21 protein-coding genes are annotated in these 20,326 nt (G+C 63.9%); 2 read left to right on the forward strand and 19 right to left on the reverse strand.

Translation table 11 applies throughout. The features are described 5' to 3' along the window. Nucleotides 1-144: 144 nt before the first annotated feature. Nucleotides 145-2,169, reverse strand: a complete 2,025-nt coding sequence (gene ligA / locus HNQ39_RS15400) for an NAD-dependent DNA ligase LigA (protein ID WP_184198004.1) — start codon at nucleotides 2,167-2,169, stop codon at nucleotides 145-147. A 154-nt stretch (nucleotides 2,170-2,323) separates the two neighbouring features. On the opposite strand from ligA, the gene HNQ39_RS15405 reads away from it, so the two are divergent. Further along, the gene (locus HNQ39_RS15405; RefSeq protein WP_184198007.1) at nucleotides 2,324-2,788 is read left to right on the forward strand and encodes a hypothetical protein; all 465 of its coding nucleotides are present in this window, start codon (nucleotides 2,324-2,326) and stop codon (nucleotides 2,786-2,788) included. Here the strand turns inward: HNQ39_RS15405 and HNQ39_RS15410 are convergent. The 6 genes from HNQ39_RS15410 to HNQ39_RS15435 are packed head-to-tail and all read right to left on the reverse strand — an operon-like array spanning nucleotide 2,773 to nucleotide 11,121. After that, nucleotides 2,773-3,315: a hypothetical protein gene (locus HNQ39_RS15410; RefSeq protein ID WP_184198010.1), complete on the reverse strand. Its 543-nt coding sequence runs from the start codon at nucleotides 3,313-3,315 to the stop codon at nucleotides 2,773-2,775. The genes HNQ39_RS15405 and HNQ39_RS15410 overlap by 16 nt on opposite strands. Nucleotides 3,316-3,371: 56 nt before the next feature. Further along, complete coding sequence (gene odhB / locus HNQ39_RS15415; protein ID WP_184198013.1) at nucleotides 3,372-4,577, reverse strand: 2-oxoglutarate dehydrogenase complex dihydrolipoyllysine-residue succinyltransferase; 1,206 nt, start codon at nucleotides 4,575-4,577, stop codon at nucleotides 3,372-3,374. Nucleotide 4,578: 1 nt separating this feature from the next. Continuing rightward, nucleotides 4,579-7,422 (reverse strand): 2-oxoglutarate dehydrogenase E1 component, encoded by a 2,844-nt coding sequence (locus HNQ39_RS15420; protein WP_184198016.1) that lies wholly within the window; start codon nucleotides 7,420-7,422, stop codon nucleotides 4,579-4,581. Nucleotides 7,423-7,473: 51 nt separating this feature from the next. Continuing rightward, a complete protein-coding gene (locus HNQ39_RS15425) occupies nucleotides 7,474-9,432 on the reverse strand; it encodes an O-antigen ligase family protein (RefSeq protein ID WP_184198019.1) in 1,959 nt (652 codons plus the stop codon). Next, on the reverse strand, nucleotides 9,429-10,289 hold the full coding sequence (locus HNQ39_RS15430; RefSeq protein WP_184198022.1) for a glycosyltransferase: 861 nt from the start codon (nucleotides 10,287-10,289) through the stop codon (nucleotides 9,429-9,431). Before HNQ39_RS15430 ends, HNQ39_RS15425 begins: the two co-directional genes overlap by 4 nt. Next, entirely contained in the window at nucleotides 10,258-11,121 is an 864-nt protein-coding gene (locus tag HNQ39_RS15435) for a glycosyltransferase family 2 protein (RefSeq protein ID WP_184198025.1), read from the reverse strand. The genes HNQ39_RS15430 and HNQ39_RS15435 overlap by 32 nt, the downstream gene beginning before the upstream one ends. Before the next feature lie 50 nt (nucleotides 11,122-11,171). On the opposite strand from HNQ39_RS15435, the gene HNQ39_RS15440 reads away from it, so the two are divergent. Next, complete coding sequence (locus tag HNQ39_RS15440; protein WP_184198028.1) at nucleotides 11,172-11,648, forward strand: tetratricopeptide repeat protein; 477 nt, start codon at nucleotides 11,172-11,174, stop codon at nucleotides 11,646-11,648. Here the strand turns inward: HNQ39_RS15440 and HNQ39_RS15445 are convergent. The 12 genes from HNQ39_RS15445 to HNQ39_RS15500 all read right to left on the reverse strand — a co-directional run bounded on the left by HNQ39_RS15445 (nucleotide 11,616) and on the right by HNQ39_RS15500 (nucleotide 20,317). Continuing rightward, nucleotides 11,616-12,806: a hypothetical protein gene (locus tag HNQ39_RS15445; protein WP_184198031.1), complete on the reverse strand. Its 1,191-nt coding sequence runs from the start codon at nucleotides 12,804-12,806 to the stop codon at nucleotides 11,616-11,618. The two genes, HNQ39_RS15440 and HNQ39_RS15445, sit on opposite strands and share 33 nt — an antisense overlap. Next, nucleotides 12,803-13,246, reverse strand: coding sequence for a type II toxin-antitoxin system VapC family toxin (locus tag HNQ39_RS15450; protein ID WP_184198034.1), 444 nt, complete (start codon nucleotides 13,244-13,246; stop codon nucleotides 12,803-12,805). Before HNQ39_RS15450 ends, HNQ39_RS15445 begins: the two co-directional genes overlap by 4 nt. Continuing rightward, nucleotides 13,247-13,561 carry a hypothetical protein gene (locus HNQ39_RS15455; RefSeq protein ID WP_184198037.1) on the reverse strand — a complete coding sequence of 105 codons (315 nt, stop codon included), beginning with the start codon at nucleotides 13,559-13,561 and terminating at the stop codon, nucleotides 13,247-13,249. Between the two features lie 316 nt (nucleotides 13,562-13,877). Then, nucleotides 13,878-14,489: a Uma2 family endonuclease gene (locus HNQ39_RS15460; RefSeq protein WP_184198040.1), complete on the reverse strand. Its 612-nt coding sequence runs from the start codon at nucleotides 14,487-14,489 to the stop codon at nucleotides 13,878-13,880. Nucleotides 14,490-14,498: 9 nt separating this feature from the next. Continuing rightward, on the reverse strand, nucleotides 14,499-14,984 hold the full coding sequence (locus HNQ39_RS15465; protein WP_184198043.1) for a hypothetical protein: 486 nt from the start codon (nucleotides 14,982-14,984) through the stop codon (nucleotides 14,499-14,501). Nucleotides 14,985-14,994: 10 nt separating this feature from the next. Further along, nucleotides 14,995-15,687, reverse strand: coding sequence for a leucyl/phenylalanyl-tRNA--protein transferase (gene aat, locus HNQ39_RS15470; RefSeq protein ID WP_184198046.1), 693 nt, complete (start codon nucleotides 15,685-15,687; stop codon nucleotides 14,995-14,997). A 35-nt stretch (nucleotides 15,688-15,722) separates the two neighbouring features. Next, a complete protein-coding gene (locus HNQ39_RS15475; RefSeq protein ID WP_184198050.1) occupies nucleotides 15,723-16,382 on the reverse strand; it encodes an ABC transporter ATP-binding protein in 660 nt (219 codons plus the stop codon). Further along, the gene (locus tag HNQ39_RS15480) at nucleotides 16,379-17,551 is read right to left on the reverse strand and encodes an ABC transporter permease (RefSeq protein ID WP_184198054.1); all 1,173 of its coding nucleotides are present in this window, start codon (nucleotides 17,549-17,551) and stop codon (nucleotides 16,379-16,381) included. The genes HNQ39_RS15475 and HNQ39_RS15480 overlap by 4 nt, the downstream gene beginning before the upstream one ends. Continuing rightward, on the reverse strand, nucleotides 17,548-18,705 hold the full coding sequence (locus HNQ39_RS15485; protein ID WP_184198057.1) for an ABC transporter permease: 1,158 nt from the start codon (nucleotides 18,703-18,705) through the stop codon (nucleotides 17,548-17,550). Before HNQ39_RS15485 ends, HNQ39_RS15480 begins: the two co-directional genes overlap by 4 nt. Continuing rightward, a complete protein-coding gene (locus HNQ39_RS15490; RefSeq protein ID WP_184198060.1) occupies nucleotides 18,686-19,303 on the reverse strand; it encodes a hypothetical protein in 618 nt (205 codons plus the stop codon). Before HNQ39_RS15490 ends, HNQ39_RS15485 begins: the two co-directional genes overlap by 20 nt. Continuing rightward, a complete protein-coding gene (locus HNQ39_RS15495) occupies nucleotides 19,300-19,677 on the reverse strand; it encodes a single stranded DNA-binding domain-containing protein (protein ID WP_184198063.1) in 378 nt (125 codons plus the stop codon). Before HNQ39_RS15495 ends, HNQ39_RS15490 begins: the two co-directional genes overlap by 4 nt. Continuing rightward, nucleotides 19,637-20,317 carry a DUF1559 family PulG-like putative transporter gene (locus HNQ39_RS15500; protein WP_184198066.1) on the reverse strand — a complete coding sequence of 227 codons (681 nt, stop codon included), beginning with the start codon at nucleotides 20,315-20,317 and terminating at the stop codon, nucleotides 19,637-19,639. The genes HNQ39_RS15495 and HNQ39_RS15500 overlap by 41 nt, the downstream gene beginning before the upstream one ends. Nucleotides 20,318-20,326: the final 9 nt, after the last annotated feature.

The following is a 20,326-nucleotide window of genomic DNA, read 5'->3' on the forward strand; positions in this document are numbered from 1 at the left end:
GAATATTCTACCGGAAGCACGAGGCTTCCGGCTTAAGAGGGCGACGGGCACCTGCGTGCCCATAGATCCTCTTGGCTGCGAAGGCCGGGTACCCGCTTGTGGGTGGATCACCCTCTTAAGCCCGAAGACTCGTTCCTAGGGGCGTTATTCTTCGGCACTTACGGGAAGCATCGCCGCGAACTCGTCCTCGGTGAGGACGGTGATGCCCAGTTGCTCTGCCTTGGCCAGCTTGCTGCCTGCACCCGGTCCTGCGACCACGTAGCTGGTCTGCTTGCTCACACTGCCTGCCGCGCGTCCTCCGAGGCGCTTGACCGTGGCCTCGGCGTCTTCTCGCGTGAAGAGGGTGAGCGCTCCTGTAAAGACAAAGCTCTTACCGGCGAAGTGGTCCGAGACGGGCGCGGCCTCGTCGCCTTGGGCCACGACGCCCACAGAGCTAAGCTTGTCCAGAAACGCCGTGTTGTTGTCGAGCCAGGTGCGGACACTCTGCGCGGTGGTCAGCCCCACATCGGGGACCTGGGCAAGCTGCTCGACCGTGGCTTCGCGGAGCTTTTCGAGCGTCCCAAAGCCCTGCGCCAGCCGCGACGCCCCACCCTCCCCCACATGCCGAATCCCCAGCGCCACGAGGAGCCGCGCCAGGGTGGTGTTCTTCTTGCGCTCTAGCTCCCCGATCAAGTTGTCAGCGAGCTTCTCGCCCATGCGCTCTAGGGGGAGAAGCTGCTCCTTGGTGAGTGTGAACAGATCGGCTGGATCGCGCACCAAGCCTGCGTCGATAAACTGCGCCAGCCGCTCGCCACCGAGGCCGTCGATATTGAGCGCGTTGCGGCTAACAAAGTACTCCAGGCGGGTCTGGAGCTGCGCGGGGCAGCTCTCCGCATTGGGGCAGCGTGTCACCGCCTCGCCCTCCGCGCGGACCGTGGCAGTCCCACAGGAAGGGCATGTCGCGGGGAGCTTGAAGGGAACGGTCCCCTCGGGGCGCTTGGCGGTGACCACCTGCACGACCTCGGGGATGACCTCACCGGCGCGCTGGATCACCACGGTGTCGCCCACACGGACATCTTTTCGGTCGATCTCGTCTTGGTTGTGCAGGGTCGCGCGGCCCACAATCACCCCGGCCACGGAGACCGGAGCGAGCTTGGCGAGCGGCGTGATCGCGCCGGTGCGACCCACCTGCACCAGAATCTCCTCGACCACGGTCTCCACTTGTAAGGCAGGATACTTATACGCAATCGCCCAGCGCGGTGCGCGGCTGACCTGTCCGAGCTCCCGCTGGAGCGTGAAGTCGTTGACCTTCACCACGACTCCATCCGTGTCGTAGTCCAGCGTGTTCTTCTTCTCCGACCAGGCAGCGACCGTCGCGACCACCTCGTCGATATCCGCGCAGAGCTGGCGCTCGGGGGCGGTGGGTAGGCCCCAGGCTTTTAGCTGCTCCAGCCACCCCCGCTGGCTCTCCGGCTCCCAGCCCGATGCCTCCCCGACCGCATAGAACCAGACCTTGAGCTTGCGTCCGGCCGTGATCCTATGGTCGAGCTGGCGCAGGCTTCCCGCCGCCGCGTTGCGTGGGTTGGCAAAGGTCGGCTCCCCGCTGGCCTCGCGCTCGCTGTTGATTCTCGCAAACTCGCCGTGGGTAAGAAAAGCCTCGCCGCGAATCTCAATCAGGGCGGGGACGTTCTCTCCAACCAAGCGTAGGGGAATGGAGGGGATGGTCTTGAGGTTCGCGGTGATGTCCTCCCCGGTCGCCCCGTCGCCGCGGGTGGCACCGCGCACCAAGAGCCCGTTCTCGTAGGTGAGTGAGACCGAGAGGCCGTCGAGCTTGAGCTCACAGAGATAGGCAATCTTCTCTTGTGTGTCCTCGGGGAGCCCGAGGTGCCGCTTGGCGCGGGCATCGAACTCGCGCAGCTCGTCGGCGGAGAAGGCATTTCCCAGCGAGAGCATGGGCTTCTTGTGGGTCACGGAGCCAAAGGCGCTTGCGGGCGCGGTGCCGACCCGCTGGGTAGGGGAGTCGGGGGTCACTAGCTCAGGGTTCTCGGTCTCGAGCTTCACCAGCTCATGGTAGAGCTTATCGTACTCGGCATCGCTGACCTCCGGGGAGTCGTGGATGTAGTACAGAACATTGTGACGGGCAAGCTCGGTGCGCAGCCACGCGGCGCGCTCAGACGGGGTAGAGGTCATGATGAAATTATACTATGGTGTACGGGGGGAAACCGGAAGCTCCCCCCGATCAGAACGGGGGGACTGGAGAGCGCTTCGTGCTGCGAAGGCCGTTCCGGCCATGGGGCGATCTAAACGGGAGCGGTGTGGCCATGCGGATCGGATAGAATCAGCCATGAGCAACCTACACCAGGCGTTTGTTTTCGATGAGGCCGCCTTTCGCCGCGACCTCGCCCCGATTTTGGATCGCCAAGACACCACCGCCCTGGAGAGCTTTCTCCACGACCATCGCGCGCAGCTCTCCGCCCCAGAGCCCGATAAAGAGCACTTCGCTGCACGCGCCGCGTGGGCACTGTCTGCTTACTACGATGCGACCAAGAACATTGGCCTAGGCAGCGCCGCCTCAAAGTGCCGCTTTGGGCTGATCGACCTCTACCCCGAGGGGCGTGTCTTTGTGGGCGGCGGGGCCCTTCCGGTCGTGCCAGGCGCATTTCAGTCCGCCAGCTATGTCGCCGAGAGCGCCGTGATCCTAGAGCAGCTCCGCGCCGACTTCCCGCTCAAAGCCGCTATCATCGACCCCGTTCTCGCCATGCTCCACGCCGCCACCGCCGAGGGCAAGGGGCTCTACTTGCTTCTCTGAGTCTTGCGTTTGGGAGCCTTGCGGCGCTGCTGGTACTCCTCCCACGCCGCATCTAGCTCGTCTGTATGTTGCTCGGTGTTGAGAGCCGCCTCAATCGTGTACATCACGGCGGAGACCAGCTTTTGTGCGCGGCAAAAGCAGTAGGTTTCGTCGTGCTGGACATACCAACCCTGCCTGGATTGGTGCCGGAAGAAGAGTATCTCGGTGGACGTGACGAGCTCCAGTTCCACCCAAGCGCCAAAGCACATAGGCCCCGGGTGGGGTGGCCGGTAGTCTAGCGGGTGCATCGCGACACTGGCCAGCGCTTGCAGGCAGGTGGTACTGAAGACTTCCGAGATGCGAACCGGCCAGGTAAGCTCGACTTCTGGCCCACCTAGGTGCTGCGAACCGATCGCCACGCCCACAAAGTCGCCTTGCCACTCCAGAGTCGCCACATATTCTGTCAGAGGCCCGTGGTGACCAAACGACTCACGAAAGCAGAGGCGCTCGACATCGGTGGGATCGAAAAGCGGGGGTTGCCAGGCCATGGACATAAAAACAAAGCCCCCCTTCCTGGTGCGGAAGAGGGGCCAAGGTCGGGAGACTAGCCTTCCAGGAGAAGGGTCTCTGGGTCCTCGATCAGCTCTTTGATCTTCACCAGGAACCGGACCGCGGTGCTGCCGTCGATGATGCGGTGGTCGTAGCTGAGCGCCAGATACATGATCGGGCGGATGACGATCTCATCGCCGACCACGACGGGGCGCTTGACGATATTGTGCATCCCCAGAATCCCGACCTGCGGGTAGTTTAGGATCGGGGTGGAGAGCATGGAGCCGAAGGTTCCGCCGTTGGTGATCGAGAACGAGCCACCGGTCAGGTCGGAGAGGCCAAGCTTGCCCTCTTTTGCCTTGCCCGCCAATTCTTTAATTTTCTTCTCAATTGCGGCGAAGCTGAGCTTGTCGGCATCGCGGATGATCGGGACGACGAGGCCATCTTCCAGCCCGACCGCGATCCCGATATCGTAGTACTTCTTGAGGATAATCTCTCCGCGGGCATCGTCGATCTCGGCGTTGACCATCGGGAACTGCTTCAGAGCGCCGATAGTCGCCTTGGTGAAGAAGCTCATGAAGCCCAGCCCCACGCCAAAGCGGCCCTCGAAGTCGGTCTTGCGGCGTGCGCGTAGCTCCATGACCTTGCTCATGTCCACTTCGTTGAAGGTCGTGAGAATAGCGGCGGTGTTCTGAGCGTGCTTCAGGTTGGCCGCGATGGTCTTGCGCTTGCGTGCCATCGGGATACGCTCGATCGGGCGGCCCCCCCCGCCCCCGTCCGACGGGGGAGCTGGAGCGGGAGCGGCAACGGGCGGCGCGACTGCCTTGGGCGTCGCAATCTTCGCCTCGACATCGGCCTTGCCAATCTTGCCTGCAGGGCCAGTGCCTGCGACACCGTCGAGGGGGACATTGTTGGCCGCTGCCATCGCTGCCGCAACCGGTGTGGCGTCTGCTCCCGCACTTGGAGGAGCAGGGCTAGCTACGGCTGAGGCTCCCCCACTTGTGGGGGCGGGGGCGGCGGTCGCGCCGGCTTCCAGAACGCCGATTGCTTGGCCCACGGCGACCGTGGCTCCGACCTCGGCGAGGATCTGGGTCAGGACCCCGTCGGCGTCGGCCTCGATCACCTGGTTGACTTTATCCGTCTCCAGCTCAACCAGTGCCTCGCGCGCCTTCACGGCCTCACCCGGCTTCTTCAGCCACTGTGCCACCGTCGCCTCGACGATAGACTCGCCCATCTGGGGGACCACTATTTCAAGCGGCATTCTACTTTGCTCTCTTTCTTGCAGGGACATTGAGGAACGCCTCAGTGGCGATCCGGTGCTGTTCGGTGTTGTGGGTGGTCTGGGAGCCCTCGGCGGGGCTCGCTTCCTCAGGCCGCCCGATGTAGCGTGGCTTGAAGCCCAGGAGCTTCTCCAGGCGAGGCGCGACAAAGGTCCAGGCGCCCATGTTCTGCGGCTCCTCTTGCAGCCAGACCACTTCCTGCACCGACGGGTAGCTGGCGACAAGTGCCTCTAGGTCTTCGCTGGGGAAGGGGTAGAGCTGCTCCACACGGGCAATCGCCACGCCCTCCGCCGCGAGATAGTCCGGCCGCTCGGTGTACTGCGGGGCCGCACCATAGACCAGGTCGTAGTAGACCTTCCCTGAGCAGAGCACCAGGCGTGTCACGTTTTTCTTGCGCCCTGGGTCCCGGGTATCGTCGAGGACCGCCTGGAAGCCGCCCTCGGCAAGCTCGGTGACGGTCGCGGCGGCGCGGGCGTGGCGCAGGAGGCTCTTGGGGGTCATCACCACGAGGGGGCGCGGGTCGGTCTTGAGGGTCGCGGCCTGGCGGCGGAGCAGGTGGAAGTACTGCGCGGCGGTCGAGCAGTTCGCCACCCGCAGGTTGTCGCCCGCACACTGGAGCAGGAAGCGCTCCAGGCGCGCCGATGAGTGCTCGGGGCCGGCGCCTTCGTAGCCGTGGGGCAGGAGCAGGACCACGGTCGGGTTTTGTTCCCACTTGGCCTTGCCGCTGACAATGAACTGGTCGATAATCACCTGCGCGCCATTGACAAAGTCGCCAAACTGCGCCTCCCAGAGCACGAGGGTCCCCTCGGCGTGCACGGAGTAGCCGTACTCAAAGCCCAGTGCCGCGGTCTCAGAGAGGGGTGAGTTGTAGACCGCCAGGGATGCTGTCGCGCCGGGAAGGTGCTGGTGGGCGCAGTAGGTCTTGCCGCTTTGGATATCGTGCCAGACAAGCTGGCGCTGGGTGAAGGTACCGCGCTGCGTGTCCTGGCCGGTCAGGCGGATCGGCGTGCCTTCTTCCAGAATTGATGCGTAGGCCAGCGCCTCGGCGTGGGCCCAGACAATCTTACGCTCGCCATCCAGGGCCGTGCGCCGGCCGCCCAAAAATGCCTTCTCCAGCTTGCTGTCGATCGTGAAGCTCTCGGGGACCGCATTCAGGAAGGCATTGGTTGCGGCGAGGCGCTCGGCGGGAACCGCCGTGGCCACCTGCCAGGGATCGCCCTCGGTGTGGGGGTGGTCCTCGTGCTTGGGGTAGCCGGTCTCCAGCGCGATCGCCTTGGCCTCTTCCAGCCGCTGCCACGCCGCATCGCTGAGCGCCTTGACCTCCGCCTCGGTGAGCAGACCACGCTTCACCAGCTCCTGGCCCCACTTGGCGTAGAGGCGCGAGAACGAGCGAATCTTCTCGTACATCCGGGGCTGGGTGAAGGCGGGCTCTTCCTGCTCGTTATGCCCGAGCCGCCGGTAGCCGACCAGGTCGATCAGGAAGTCTTTTCCGAACTTCTGCCGGTACGCCACGGCCAGTCGGGTCACCGCCAGACACGCCTCGGGATCGTCGGCGTTCACGTGGATAATGGGGATCTCAAAGCCCTTGGCCAGGTCGCTGGCGTACATGGTCGAGCGGCCATCGGTGGGGTTGGTGGTGAAGCCGATCTGGTTGTTGGCGATGATATGGATCGTCCCCCCCACCCGGTAGCCCGAGAGCTGGGAGAGGTTCAGGGTCTCGGCGACCACGCCCTGGCCGGGGAAGGCCGCATCGCCATGGACCTGTACGGCAAGCGATGCCAGGATATCGCGCTTGGGCTGACCGGCACTGTCGCGGCTCTCTTGCGCCGCACGCGCCCGCCCGACCACGGCGGGGTTGACAAACTCCAGGTGGCTGGGGTTGGGAGCCAGTGTCACGGGCATCGAGACCGAGCCGCCGTTCTTGTAGGTCAGCCGGAAGCCCTTGTGGTACTTCACATCGCCCGTGTAGGCATGGGTCTCGCCGCCGGAGCCCTCGAGCGCATCGATGGCGCGGGGGTCGGTGGGGAACTCGGCCAGGATCTGGGCGTAGGGCTTGCCCAGCACATGGGTGAGGACATTGAGACGCCCGCGGTGCGCCATGCCCATCACCAGCTCACGGGTTCCCGCCTTCGCGGCCTCGTGGATGAGGGTGTTGAGCACGGGAACCAGCATGTCGATCCCCTCGATGGAGAAGCGCTTCTGTCCCTTGTAGGGCTGGACGCGCTCCAGAAACTGCTCGAAGCTATCGACCGCCGTGAGCTGCTCCAGAAGCGTCTTACGGTCCTCGTCGGTGATGGTCGCAAAGTAGCGCTGGCTCTCGACCGCCTCGCGGAACCAGTTGCGCTCCTCCGGGATCTGGATGTGGTCGTCTTCGTAGCCCACCGTGCCGGAGTAGACTGCCCGGAGCCGGTTGAGCGCTTCGAGCGCGTTGGCCGCGCCCTCCGCACAAGGACCACCGACCACGCTGGCCGGTAGGGACGCGATATCGGCCTCGGTGAGCCCGTGGTAGCTCAGGGAGAGCTCGGGGTCGCCGGGGGGAGGGTGGATGCCGAGCGGGTCGAGGGTCGCTTCGGAGTGGCCCATCTCTCGGACGAGCCGTGCGATCCTACCCACCCGGACGATCACCTCGACCTGGTTGGCAGTCAGGGGCTCGGGGGCGGGGCTCCCCGTGCTTGGTGGCGCACTCGGGGGGCTATCCGGGGAGAAACCCTGGCTAAAGAAAGCGCGTGTCTCTGCATCGACGGAGGCAGGGTCGCGCTGATATTGTTCGTACAGATCAAGGGCGTACCCGGCGTTGGGGCCATGGAAATCCAGCAGTGTCTTCATTCGTTTACCGATTTATTATTGTACCGCGTCGATGTTCTCGATAGATACAGGTCAAGGGAAGAACTTCTCTAAGCGTGCCAGAGTTTCTGTTTTTTCTTGGCTGCGCTCGGGAAGATGGCTCATCGCGGTCTCAAAAAGGGCGAGCAAGCTGGCGTGCCGCGTGCGCCCCCGCTCCAAGGCTTTGGCCGGATCGGTCTCCACGACATTGTATGCCTGGAGCTGGTAGATTGGTTCCGTGTAGGAGTGGGCGACAATAATATCGGCGCACTTGCCCCAGTCTCCCAGAGCGGCGTAGGCGTAGGCCGGAGCGAGCTCGGTGATCTCGCTGATGGCGCGGTACTTCCCCGCCGGCCCCTCGGAGACCGCGATGAGCTGCTGCCAGGTGGTCTTGGCACCCTCATTATCGCCCGCTTTCTCTTTGGTCTCGGCGAGGGCGCGTAGGGTCGATAGGTCGTTGGGATCGGCTTGACGTGCGCGCTCAAACTCGGCGACCGCTTTTGCGAGATCCCCTTGCTGCTCGGCGATGCGGGCCATGCGGAAGTGCCAGCGCGGAGTCGGCTCCAGCTCCGCCGCCTCGGCGAGCTTCCCCGCGGCCGCCAACGGCCCCGGTGTAGGCGGGTAGATGCTGGCTTGGTTGAGGAGCGCAAAGAGCAGGCCTAGGGCGGCAGGAACCCGAATGCCAGCCCGCTGCGCGCCATCTCCCCGCGCCTTAGAGCGCTGCCCCTCTTCCCCTGTTTGCGCCTTCGTCGCGGGAAGAGGGGCTTGGGCAATGATAAGGCCGAGGACGGTCCAGAACGGGAGGGCGTTGCCGAGGATGCTCCACTCGGAGTCGAAGAAGCCACGGAGGAGTGCGGCGATAACACCGCCGAGCAGGGCACCAGTGAGCAGCCTCTCACGAGCTCCTCGAAGGGCGGCCAGAATCGTGAGAAGTACCGTGGCGAGGGCTCCAAGTAGAGCGGGGATGCCGCTCTCAGCGGCGAGCTGCAGGTAGGACTGGTGGGCATGGCCGGTGAGCTTGACCTCGGCGTAGCGTGGGTAGACCGCGGAGAACGTCCCCGGGCCGGTGCCAAAGACCGGGTTCGCCAGCGCCATTTTTCCCGTTCCTCGCCATGTCCACGTGCGGAAGGGATCGTCGAGCGGGGACTTGCGTGCCGTGTCGGTCTGCCCGCCGGTCTTGGTGGCGCGCGAGGTCAGCGCCCCCTTGAACCCAAAGCCCAGCACGAGACAGGCGAGCAGGAGCACGCCCAAGCGGGGGAGATTTCCCCGCTGGGCAGGGGCAAGCGGGTTGGCGATAATCAACGCGATGACAAGCCCCAGGAGAGCCGCCACTATTCCCACACGGCTGCCGCTGGCGATCAGGGCGCCAAAGCCTAGCACACTGGCGACTCCGAAGCCGAGTGCGGCGAGCCGGTGCGTGGCACGTAGGCAGAGCGCAAAGGCGAGCGGGAGGAGCAGAGCCAGAAAGCCCGCCGAGAAGTTCGCGGAGAAAAACAGCCCTGTGGCGCGGAACCAGTCCTCACCGACCCTCTTATGGTCTCCGTACTGCTGCGCCGCCATCAGGGAGTGAATCCCCAGCCCTATCACCAGCGCAATGCCAAGCTTCTGCCGCTGGCCCTCGTCGGACTTTGCGGCCAGCGAGAAGACCAGCGCGCCGCAGAGCAGGTCCAGCACCGCCGGAATCTGCGCAAAGAGGAGCGTCTGCGAGGTGAAAAACTTGGAGTGCACCAGCAGCGACAGCGCCGCCCAGCCCACCGCCAGCCACAAACCCAAGCCCCCCTTCGCGAAGCCGGAGGGGGTGGCGAGCCTAAGCGAGCCGGGGGAGGTAGAGCGGTCGGGGGAGGTCGTCGTGGGGCTAGGGGATGGGGCCAAAAGCGCCGCGATCAGCACCAGAATCCGTAGCGCCCCGAGGCCCGCATCGCTGCCATACTGCTCGCCGGCAGGGTTGCCTCCTAGAAAAGGGGCGAGCGCCAAGGCGAGCAGGAGGGCGTAGAGTCCGACTTTCTGGATCACTTCTTGGGTCTCCAGTCTCGCTTGCCCACCCCGGTCAGGCGGCGCTTGGCGATGCGGACGTAGGCACGGAGCCAGATCCCCGACCAGACAAAGGGCTGTAGGAGCGCGGGGACTTTATCGGCGAAGAAGGCACGGTGCTTTTTCCAGAAGCGCCACATCGAGCGGGAGTGCTCGCGGATCATGCGCTCGGCGGCGTTGTCCGAGGACTTCCCGATGGCGTGCGTGACGACGCAGCCAGGGAAAAAGACGACGCGCCAGTTGCCTTGGTGCGCGCGGAGAGACCAGTCCATGTCCTCACAGTACATGAAGAATGTCTCGGCATCAAGCAGGCCGATCTGCTCCAGGCAGGTTTTTCGGATGAGCAGGGCACACCCCGAGACCCAGTTGACATCGCGGACACTGGCATGGTCGAAGTCCTGCATCAGGTAGTCCGACGCGGGCTTATTGCCCGGAAAGAGCCGCCCGAGCCAGACATTGCGGAACATCCCCGCAGCAAACGTGGGCCAGCGGCGACAGGAGTACTGGATCGAGCCATCAGGGTTGATGACCTTGGGGCCGATAATGCCCGCATCGGGCGTGGCATCGGCGAAGGCTAAAAGCCGCTCCAGCCCGCCCGGCTCGACTGTCGCATCGGAGTTGAGGAGTAGGGCGTAGTCGGCATCGAGGCCCTCCAGCGCGAGATTGTTGCCGCCCGAGAAGCCGGTGTTCTCGGAGAGCGCGATAAGCTTGACCTCGGGGAACTCGCTCGCGACCATTTCGGCACTGCCATCGCCCGACGCGTTGTCCACCACGACGGTCTCCCAGCCGCGGACACTTTTTAGGCACTCACGAAGGTCGTCCTTCGCTCTCCAGCTCACGACGCAGACTCTCAGGCGTGGTCTCGCCCCCGTTCTTTCCAAGCGATTTCCCCCAGCGCCCGGTTCGTCGCCAGGCGTCCAGCGTGACCGCCACTGTCGCCAGAGGCCGTAGCGGGTCACGCGCAAAGTGTTTATGTAAGAAACGCAGCCAGGCCCGCCGCGACTCCCAGACAGCAGACCGCCGAACGCGCTTGGTAGTTCCCCCGTGCCCGTGCCGCACCACTGCCTCCGGGATATACCACGTTTCCAGCCCCGCCCGTTCCGTCCGTAGGCTCCAGTCCACATCGTTGAAGAACAGCGGAAAGCGCTCATCCAGCCCCCCGAGCTTCTCGTAGACCGCTCGCGTGAACAGCAAGCACGACATCATCGGCTGTGGCGCAGGCCCCGCCTTCTCATAGTCAAACGCCAGCCGCGTCCAGCTTCCCGTGATCGTCGCCAGCGGTGTCGGAAACGCCCGCACGGACTTCTGCACCGAGCCATCATCCGAAACTAATTTCGCTGCCACAATCGCCTTTTGCGCCCCGATTAGTTTGTCAATCGCGCCTTCTGTGACACACGCATCGGGATTCAGCAACAGAAAATAATCGCCCGTCGCCGCACGAAGCGCCTGGTTCGTCGCCGCGGCATAGATCAGATTTTCTGCGTTTGCGATCACCCGCACCTCGGGAAACTCCGCCGCCAGCATCGCCACCGCGCCATCGCGCGACGCATTGTCCACGACAACAATCTCCGTCTCCCCGCCACGCCACGAAAACTCCCGAAGCGCCGTCAAACACTCCCGCAGATCAGGAGCTGTGTTCCAGTGGACAATAATCACCGAGAGACGCATCATGCCATTATAGCCCCCGTAACCAAGCGGGCTGGTTTTGCGTTGAGAGTGCCATGAAGCGTCGCTTTTTGCTCGGAGTGGTCGCCCTCCCGCTGATCTTTATTGGGGGCTCGCTGGTTTTCTTCACCATCAAGAATGGCAAGACCCCTTTTGAGACCGCCCGCGCCGCCCAGTTTGCCGCCGCAGGAATGCTCTCCGAGAGCGAGGTCGCGGCGCGGCTGGCGAAAGACCCCGGCGATCCCATCGCCCACTACAACCTCGCCGAGAAAGCCAGCCAGCGCAAGGACTTTACTAAGGCAATTGAGGAGCGCAAGCTCGCCCTGCTCCGCGAGCCCGAGAACCCTCAGCTTCTCCTCGACACCGCATTGGATCTACGGTTTGCTCAGCGCAACGACGAAGCCCGGGTCTATGCGGAGCGCGTGATCGCCACCAAAGACCCCAACCTCACCCCCAATGCGCAGAAGCTCTTGGAGAAACTCAACACGCTCCGCAAGGACTCAGACCAAGCCAAAACGCTCCGGCTCCAATAGCCGATTCGCGTTCTCTCTCCGCCCCCCAAACTTCACCACCGGGAAACGCTCAGGGCGCAGAGCGTGGAGGGCGCGGGCAGTAAGCTGGAGGGCTGAACTGATACGCTCCTCGTTTTTGCTTTCTTCATAGAGGCGTTTGAGTAGTGAGTAAAGTCTTTCGATGGTGGTCTCATCAATGTTTTGCTGTTGCTCTGGATAGCCTTCGTGACCGAAGAACTCCATCATGAGATATTCAGCAAGGTCTTGCTCAGAAGAGGGTTCTGGTGTGTACAAGATAGTGAGGTGTCGCTCTGCTTGTGACACAAGTCGCTCGGCTAGCGAACTCGCTACGGGGCCATTCCAATCGGGGTGCAACCCGATAAACCCTGCTGCCTGTGCTTGCTCCCACTCAGTGGTTGTTTCTTTGCCCTGCATCCAGCCTCGTAGCCCACGCAGAGCCTCAAACCACCACTGAGCCTGCTCTTCCACGGGACGTGTACGGAGCGCAGTACGAAATGCAGCCTCACCCTCAATCTGTTCGTAGGTCTTGCCAAGCATGAACTCTTCCATACCTTTGGAGAGTCTGTCGGGATTGTTATCCCTTGTGGCAGGCAAGGCGATTGTCTCGTTGACATCATTACTAAAGCTGATTCCGACAGGGACAGGCTGTCCAAAAAGGTTTTCCAGTATGCCGTCGCTATGCAGCCGCCGGATGAGTGTCCCACAGATTTCTAGAAAGCTGGTAAGCTCTGGATTTCCCATCTGTGCCCCTGCATCTGAGATTGGTACATAATCGGGTTGCGCACGTCGCCAGACGAAGAACTGCTCACGGAGTTGGAGTCCGTCGGGATCGCCATCGTGGAACCCATCCTCGTCATAATAGTGCTCCCGTTCATTCAAGGGGGGCCAAGGATCGGCACACAGTTCAAGGGAGGCACTTACTGTGTAGTCTGCGACACCAGGCGCATAGGGAAAGCCAAAATAAGACTCTATGCGCTCAGGAGTCGCGACGGAGTGCCGAAGCGGCATCAGGTGAGACAACGAAGGTTTTGCTGGATCGTCTTCATAGAGAGCAAGGATGATCCAGATTCCGTAGATGTCGTCAAAGCCTTTCCAGGTCTGGAGGGCCTCGACGAGGCGCGGGTAGAGGTAGGCGAGGAGGGCGTCTTCGGGAGTCATGGGGTGCTTATGGGAAGAGAAGGATCAATCCAGATGCGCTGGAGAAACTTGCCGTCGAGGTGGTTGAAGTCTTTATCGGTGGTGAGGAGGACGGCCCCGGTGACGTGTGCGGTGGCGGCGATCCAGACATCGTTCTTGCCCAGCTCGAAGCCTTGTGCCACGCTGTAGGCATCTATCTCGGCGTAGGCTTCCAGTATCTGAGGTTCCTCAATCGGGATGCGGCGGAAAGTGCCCAGGAGATAAGAAAGCTGCGTGCGCTTGGCCGGCCCCCAGCCAAACTGGATCGCGAGGGAGCGTAGCTCAGCCTCGGTGACGTAGCTGATGAGCGGCACTTCCGGTGTGAGGTAGAGCTGGTAGGACTGCTCAATCTGCTGCTGGAGTGCGCCCCCTCGGACATAGTGGACAAGGATGTTGGTGTCCAGCAGGTAGAGCGCAGCCATTCAGGAGAGACGCTCCAGAGCCTGGGAGATTTCCTCGTCGGTTTCGTCACCTGGCCACCGCCCCACAGCGGCTTCTACCCCGTCTGCGTTTTCCGGTTTGATCGTCTCAAGCCAGCTAGGGGGTGAGGCAGGCGGGTTGTAGACAGGTGTATTCTCAATCCAGACGGTATGGGGAGCAAGTCGTTTTTGGGGGAGCTGGAGCGCCGTGGCGAAACGCTCACTGGCGTAGTCATCGGCTGCACGACCGGCGGCCTTCGCCTCGGTCTCAAGCTGGCGAATGATCTCTTCCGAAACCGTCAAAGTAAGCGTTGGCACAGTCGTTTGCTCCTCAGGAAAGATTATACCGTGGCTGTTTTAATTGTGCTGTCCAAACACCAGGGGGCCATTTTCGTAAAAGTGTTGCTGGTGTGGCTTAGATGCAGTGTGGGTAGAGGTAGGCGAGGACGGATTCGCACGTGCTGATCGCGCTCCCGCACGTGCTGATCTACTAGCCGCGCTGTCTGATGTGCTATCCGCAGACGCTGATCTTGAGTTTCCATAGTCTGATTCACGTTTCACATACGCTGATATGCTTTATCCACCGTCTGATTTTCCTGTGGTACGCTCTGATCTTCCTCCGACACGCGCTGATTTACCCCGCACGCGGGTCAGGGGGCTCGGGGGCGGGGACGCGGCGGTAGAGGGCGGCGACGGAGAGGGTGATGCCGAGGCAGTGGAGCGGGAAGTGGTCGTCTTTGCGGGAGAAGCTGCGGTAGGTCCAGTCGGTCTCGGGGTTGGGGCGCTCAAAGACCTCGACGAGTATCTGATCTTGTGCGATGAGAATATAGGCGCGGAGGGAGGCAAGCTGCTGGTAGTGAAGCCATTTTTCGACGCGATCTTTATGTTCTGTAGAGTCTGAGAGTACCTCGACAACCACCAAGGGGTTGCGGAGGCTCCCATCGTCGTCGAAGTGCGCGTCCTCGCATACCACGCTGGCGTCGGGGTAGAAAATGCGGCCTGCGTCAAACACTCGGACTTTCTGATCTGAGTTATAAGACTGGCACTCGGTTTCTAGAAGCTGGCGGCCCGTCTCAATAAGAAAGTTACTGGCGAGGGTATTGTGGGCGGGCGAGGCACCCGCCATGGCGACGATGCGATCTCCGAAGAACTCACTTTTGTGCTCTGCGTCTTTCTCACGGGCGAGGTACTCTTCGAGGGTCGCGGGCTCAGCGGCTGGCTCGGGGAGCTTGAGGGCGTAGGACATGGCGCTTTATTATCCGCCAGGTTTGCTTGCCTTGTCCAGAAACTCGCGGAGGCTCTTCTCGCCGCTCTCGGTGCGGGGGCCTTCGGTCTGCCAGAGAATCTCGCCTTTGGGGGTGACAAGGAAGGCGTAGATTTTCTTCTGGTCTTTGAGGCCAAGAGGCCGCATGAACGCGCCCTTGTCGGAGTAGATCGTGATGGTGGTCGCGCGGGTGGCAGGGTCGGGGATGCCGCGGCGCATGCCATTGTTGACAAAGCTGCGCATCATGCCGATCATTTTGCCGATCACGGGGAACTCGTAGGTGCGCAGGGTGGGGTGCTTCCGCATCAGCTCCTTGGCGAGGGGGACCCAGGTGTCGACCTCGCGCTGCTGGTTGCGCTGGAAGGCCACAAAGACCAGGTTGTGTGTCCCCGCAAAGTCCTGGGGGAAGCGCAGGGTCTTGCCCTCCAGGTTGTCGGCTTGGACCGTGGGGAAAGTCAGAGGTGTCGGGGTTTGCATGGTGCTCTCCCTAACGCTCGATGGGGGGCTTTGGTTCCTTATCAAAGAGCACCAGCGGCGCGGCTTGGGCGGCGGCGAGGCGTGCTAGGTAGTCATCGCGGGAGATCTCCTTAGCACCGAGCATCTCAAAGTGAGGGGTCATGGTCTGGATATCGATCCAGGTGGCGCCGCGCTCCTTGAGGTACTCCACCAGAAACAAGACACAGAGCTTGGAGGCATCGCTGACCGTGTGGAACATGCTCTCGCCCGAGAAGACACCGCCCGCGGTCACGCCGTAGAGACCCGCCACCAAGTTTCCTTCGGTGTCCCAGGCCTCGACACTGTGGGCATCGCCGACCTCGTGTAGGGCCAGGAACGCGGCGACCATCTTGGGGGTGATCCAGGTTCCCTCCTGGCCGGGGCGGGGCGCGGTGCGGCAGGAGGCGATGATCGTCGCGAAGGCCGTGTCTACCGTGAAGTGCAGGGGGAGCTTCTTGCGGCGGCGGGCGAGGCGCTCAGGGATGTGGAGGTCGTCGAAGTCCAGGACCGCGCGGGGGTCGGGGTTGAACCAGAGCAGGGGCAGGCCCGTGTGCGGCCACGGAAAGATTCCTTGGCGGTAGGCGCACTGGAGGGTCGGCACATCGAGCGGTCCACCAATGCCGACAATTCCCTCGGCAGTGGCTTTCTCTGGTGGGCTAAACCCGAAACGACGGCGAAAGAGCACGAGCCCGATTGTACCCAATCATCTCGGAATCGCGTCTAGACCAGCTTGCCATCTTTCAGCGCCAGCGCGCGGCCCGCAGCGGCGGCGAGGGTGTCGTTGTGGGTGACCACGACCAGGGTGATTCCCTCTTGCTGGTTGAGCTCTTGCAGCAGCTCGAGGATCCGTGCGCCGCTCGCGGAGTCGAGGTTGCCCGTGGGCTCGTCGGCCAGGAGAATCTTTGGGCGACGGACCAGCGCTCGGGCAATCGCCACCCGCTGCATCTCCCCACCCGAGAGCTGGTGGGGGCGGTGGTTCTTGCGGTGGCTCAGCCCGACCCGCTCTAGCAAGGAGTCTACCGACGGTGCCTGGGAGACCTTGCCGAGGCCCGCCGGGAGCGCGATGTTCTCCGCGACGGTCAGCACGGGCAGGAGCCCAAAGTCCTGGAAGACAAACCCGAGCGTGTCCCGGCGGAGTGTCGTGCGCTCGGTGTCGGAGAGGCGGGAGAGCTCCTTGCCCGCGATGGTCAGGCTCCCCGACGACGGCAGGTCCATGCCCCCGAGGAGCTGGAGAAGCGTGGACTTGCCCGAGCCGCTTGGGCCGACCACCGCCACAAACTCGCCGGGGTGGATCGTGAAGGTGACGCTATCGAGGGCGCGGACGGTCTCCGTGCCACGGGTGTAGAGGCGGGTGAGCTCCCGTGCCTCGATCAGGCTCATACAACCTCCTTCAGGGCCAGTGCGGGGGAGAGCGCCGCGGCGCGCAGGGCGGGCAGGAGCGCCGCGAGGCTCCCTAGGACCGGTCCAACCGCAAGGCAGAGTAGCCCTGTCCCAAGCTCGGGGGCGATCAGGCGGTCGGTGGGGACATAGGGCAAGAGGCCGCGGAGCCAGCTCTCGGTCGCTGTGGCCGCGAGCAGGGCGAGCCCGATTCCCAGGACACTCCCGGCGAGGCAGAGAGCGAGTGTCTCCACCCAGATCATGCCAAAGACCGCCTGCTTCGAAACCCCCACAGCACGCAGGACCCCGATCTCGCGGGTGCGCTCCGAGACCGCCATCAGGATCGTGTTGGCGACCCCGGCGCCTGCGGAGAGCAGAGCCGCCAGCGCGATACAACCCAGCAGGAGCCGCGTCGCCCGCACCAGCCCCTGAATCGTCTCAAAGAGATGCGCCAGCGGGACGACCGTCATCTCCAGCCCCGCCTCACAGCCCCGGAGCGCCGAGACCACGGAGTCGAGGGTATCCGGGTTGTCGAGGCGGACGAGGATATGGGTCAGTGCGCCCGGGCGGCCAAAGAGCCGCTGGGCATCGGGGAGGGGCAGGTAGACAAAGAGATCGTCGGGGCCTTGTGTTGGCTCCAGGATTCCGGCAACCGTTCCCGATCCCTTGTCGATCCCGGGGAGCGCGACACGCTGCCCGAGCCACCAGCCCCGTGTCTTGGCCAGCTCCGAGCCAATCAGCAGCCCGCCCGGCGCTTTGGGAAAGCCTCCCGCCGCAAAGCGCCAGCCAGGGCGCAGGGCCAGAATCCGCTCGGTGACCCCGCAGTAGACACTCTGCCCACCGGTCTTGGGGTCGAAGAAGGCGTTCATCAGCACGGGAGCGGCCACACGGACCCCCGGCGTGTGCTCGACCTCGGTCAGGTAGGCCGACTTGAGGTAGCAGGGCCAGCTCGCCCCATGGAGCGCGATGGAGGCAGAGTCGTAGGGGCAGCCCTTGGGGACGACAATCAGGTGGGCTCCCAGCCGGTCGAGCTCGGTGCGCAGGCCGCTCTGGTAGCCACGCTGGAAGGCCAGGAGCAAGAAGAGCATCCCAACCGCCACCGCCACCCCAAGCGCCGTCACCAGGGAGCGCACCCGCTGACGCAGGAGGTTGATCAGAGCCAGGTGGATCATCGCTGCCTCAGTGCCTCCGCGGGCGGGACACGGCAGGCGCGCCACGCCGGAAAGAGCCCCGCGAGCAGCCCCACGCCGAGCATGAGCGCCAAGCACTGCGCCACGGTGGTGGGGGTGAGCGCGGGCAGGGGAGTCGTGGGGGAGAGAGGGAGGAACGGACGGACAAGGCGCTCGATTGCCGGCCCAAGCAGAGTGGCGAGGGCAAAACCCGCGAGTGTCCCCAGGAGAGCCAAAAGCAGGGCCTCTTGGGCGACCAGGCCAAAGACTGCGCCGCGCGAGACCCCAAGCGCACGAAGGACACCGAGCTCGCGGGTACGCTCCAGGGTCGAGGCCAGGAGCGTGTTGAAGACCGTGAGCGCCCCAATGGCCACCGCGACCAGCGCCACCCCGAGCATCAGGGCACGAGCCGCTCCCATGAGGTTGAGAAAGGTCCCCATCATCTCGGTGAGGGTGACTACTTGTGCACCGGGAATCTCTTGGAGGCGCTTGGACGCCGCCCCGAGCTGTGCGGGATCGGTGAGGCGCACGGCGACTGCGGTGAGGCGCTCCGGCTGGTGGAACATCGCCTGCGCCGTCGCCAGAGGCACAAAGAACTGGCTATCGTCGCTGGTGCCGCTTCGGGTGAGGACCCCACAGACCGTGAAGGTGCGCCCGGTCTCGGGGCTGTAGAGACGGTCGCCGGGCTCACGCAGCTCGGTCTGGGCTGCCTCCGCCCCGAGCAGGACATCGTCGGGCTTCTCGGGCCAGCGCCCCCCGGCGAGCCTCCACCAGGAGCGCAGCTGCCGCGCGGTATCGTCCACACCCACCCAGAGATCGGTGCGGCCCAGAGTCGGGCGGGGAAGGGCGGCGGCAAAGACCGGGGACGCCAGCGCCACGGCGGGGTCGCGGCGGGCCTGGGTGAGTGCGCTCTGGGGAAGCGATGTCTCCAGGGCGCGACCCTTGAGGACCTGGGCTGCGGCATCGAAGGGGCAGCCCAGGGGAACCAGCATGAGCTGCATCCCCATGCCATCGAGCTCCCGCCGTAGCCCGCTCCGGTAGCTCTCGGAGAACGCCAGCAGGCAGACAAGAAAAGCGACCGCACTGGCGAGCCCGCTGAGGGTCAGCAGCGAGCGCACGGGGCGGCGTGTCAGGTTCTTAAGAGCGAGTGCCAGCATCGTATTCGATCAAGAGCGCTCGGACCGCGCTCTGAACCGCCCGCGCCGATTTTTGGGCGGCGGGGGGGGTGGCGGCGGGGAGGGAGAAGTCGCTCTGGGCCGTTTTACCCACAAAGCCCCCCAGAAAGCTAGGTGCGGCCAGGACGCGCTCGATCTCGGGGGGCTCACGGTGGCGCTGGAGCCGCACCCCGACCACCGCGCCGGTCTTCCCGATACCCACCACGATCTCGATACCGCCAAACTCGCCTGCGGTGCGCCGCAGAAGAACCGCGCCGTGGCCGGGCACGGGGTAGACATAGAGCGCATTGGAGTCGAGCGGGGTCTCTTTCCCGAGGCGCTGGATGATCTCAGCGCGGCGTGCGGCGAGGGAGACAACCTTGGGGGCGGCGGAGTCGGGGAGGGGCGCACCGGGGAAGAAGGCTGCCATGTCGGCCTGGGGCGTGCGCCAGGGCACCATCGCTTGGCCCTTCTGGGAGAACGCATCGGCGCGGGCGTAGGTGGTCTTCACCGAGCCGCTATCGTCGTGGAGGAGGTAGGCCAGGCCCAGTGCGGTGCCCAGCAGGCCAATCACGACAATACCAACGACACTCTTTTTCACCAGCGGACGCCGGTGGCCTCGACCTCGTCGGTCTCTTTGTTGTAGCGCCCGGAGACCTGAAGGGCCGCGCCATTGGGGATCTCGGTCACCGTGAAGCCTGCTGCCTTGACATCGACCTTGACCACCCCGGTGGCGTCTTTGAGGTGGAACCAGCACGCCGCTGTGGGGCACTTATCGGTCATGGTTCCCTTGAGGGCGATGGGGGCGGTGGCGGTCTTGAGCGCCGCTACCGTCGACGGCTTGGCCTCCGCCTGCTTGCTTCCGAGCAGGCGGGAGCCCGCTTGCTGACAGCCCTGCACCAGCGCGCCCAAGAGCACGAGTGCGGCCAGCGACTTAGGGAACAAGACCGACTCCGGGGGCTGCAGGAGGAGCACACTGCTTGGCGATAAATGCCTCACCCACCGTCCGGGCATGGCCATCGACAAAGTACGCGACCCGGTTGGGATGGCCCGTTGCCGTCGACCAGCGCTTGGCGGCATCGTCCCCGTGCCAGCCATAAATCTCGGCGCCCATGTAGGTGTCGGCGGGCTCGGGGATCGCAGCCAGGGTCCCGAGGCGGTTGACCACGGTGTTCAGGCAGTAGCTGGAGCCCTCGGACTTCCAGACCGGCTGGCCCTTGCTGGGCTCGTCCACGATACTGGTGGGGATGCCCACATCGCTGGGGCAGCGGAACATCTGGTCGTTCTTGACATAGGGCATGGCAAAGACACGGGGATCGTAGGGCTTGCCGGTGACCTTATTGATCGGGCGGCACGGCTTGCAGGGGAACGCTCCACCGGGTCGAAGAGCCCACTCGGAGTTGGCGGCGGCGGGGGAGTTATTGGGCGGAAAGGTCTCGTCGTAGTCCTGGACATACATCATCCAGGCGGTTCCCATCTGGCGGACATTGGAGACGCAGCTGGTCTGGCGGGCTTTCTCGCGGGCCTTGCCAAAGACGGGGAAGAGAATGGCGGCGAGAATCGCGATAATGGCGATCACTACCAAGAGCTCAATGAGCGTAAATGCTTTTTTCATCAAAGAAAG

It is taken from the genome of Armatimonas rosea, from assembly GCF_014202505.1.
Lineage (GTDB): Bacteria > Armatimonadota > Armatimonadia > Armatimonadales > Armatimonadaceae > Armatimonas > Armatimonas rosea.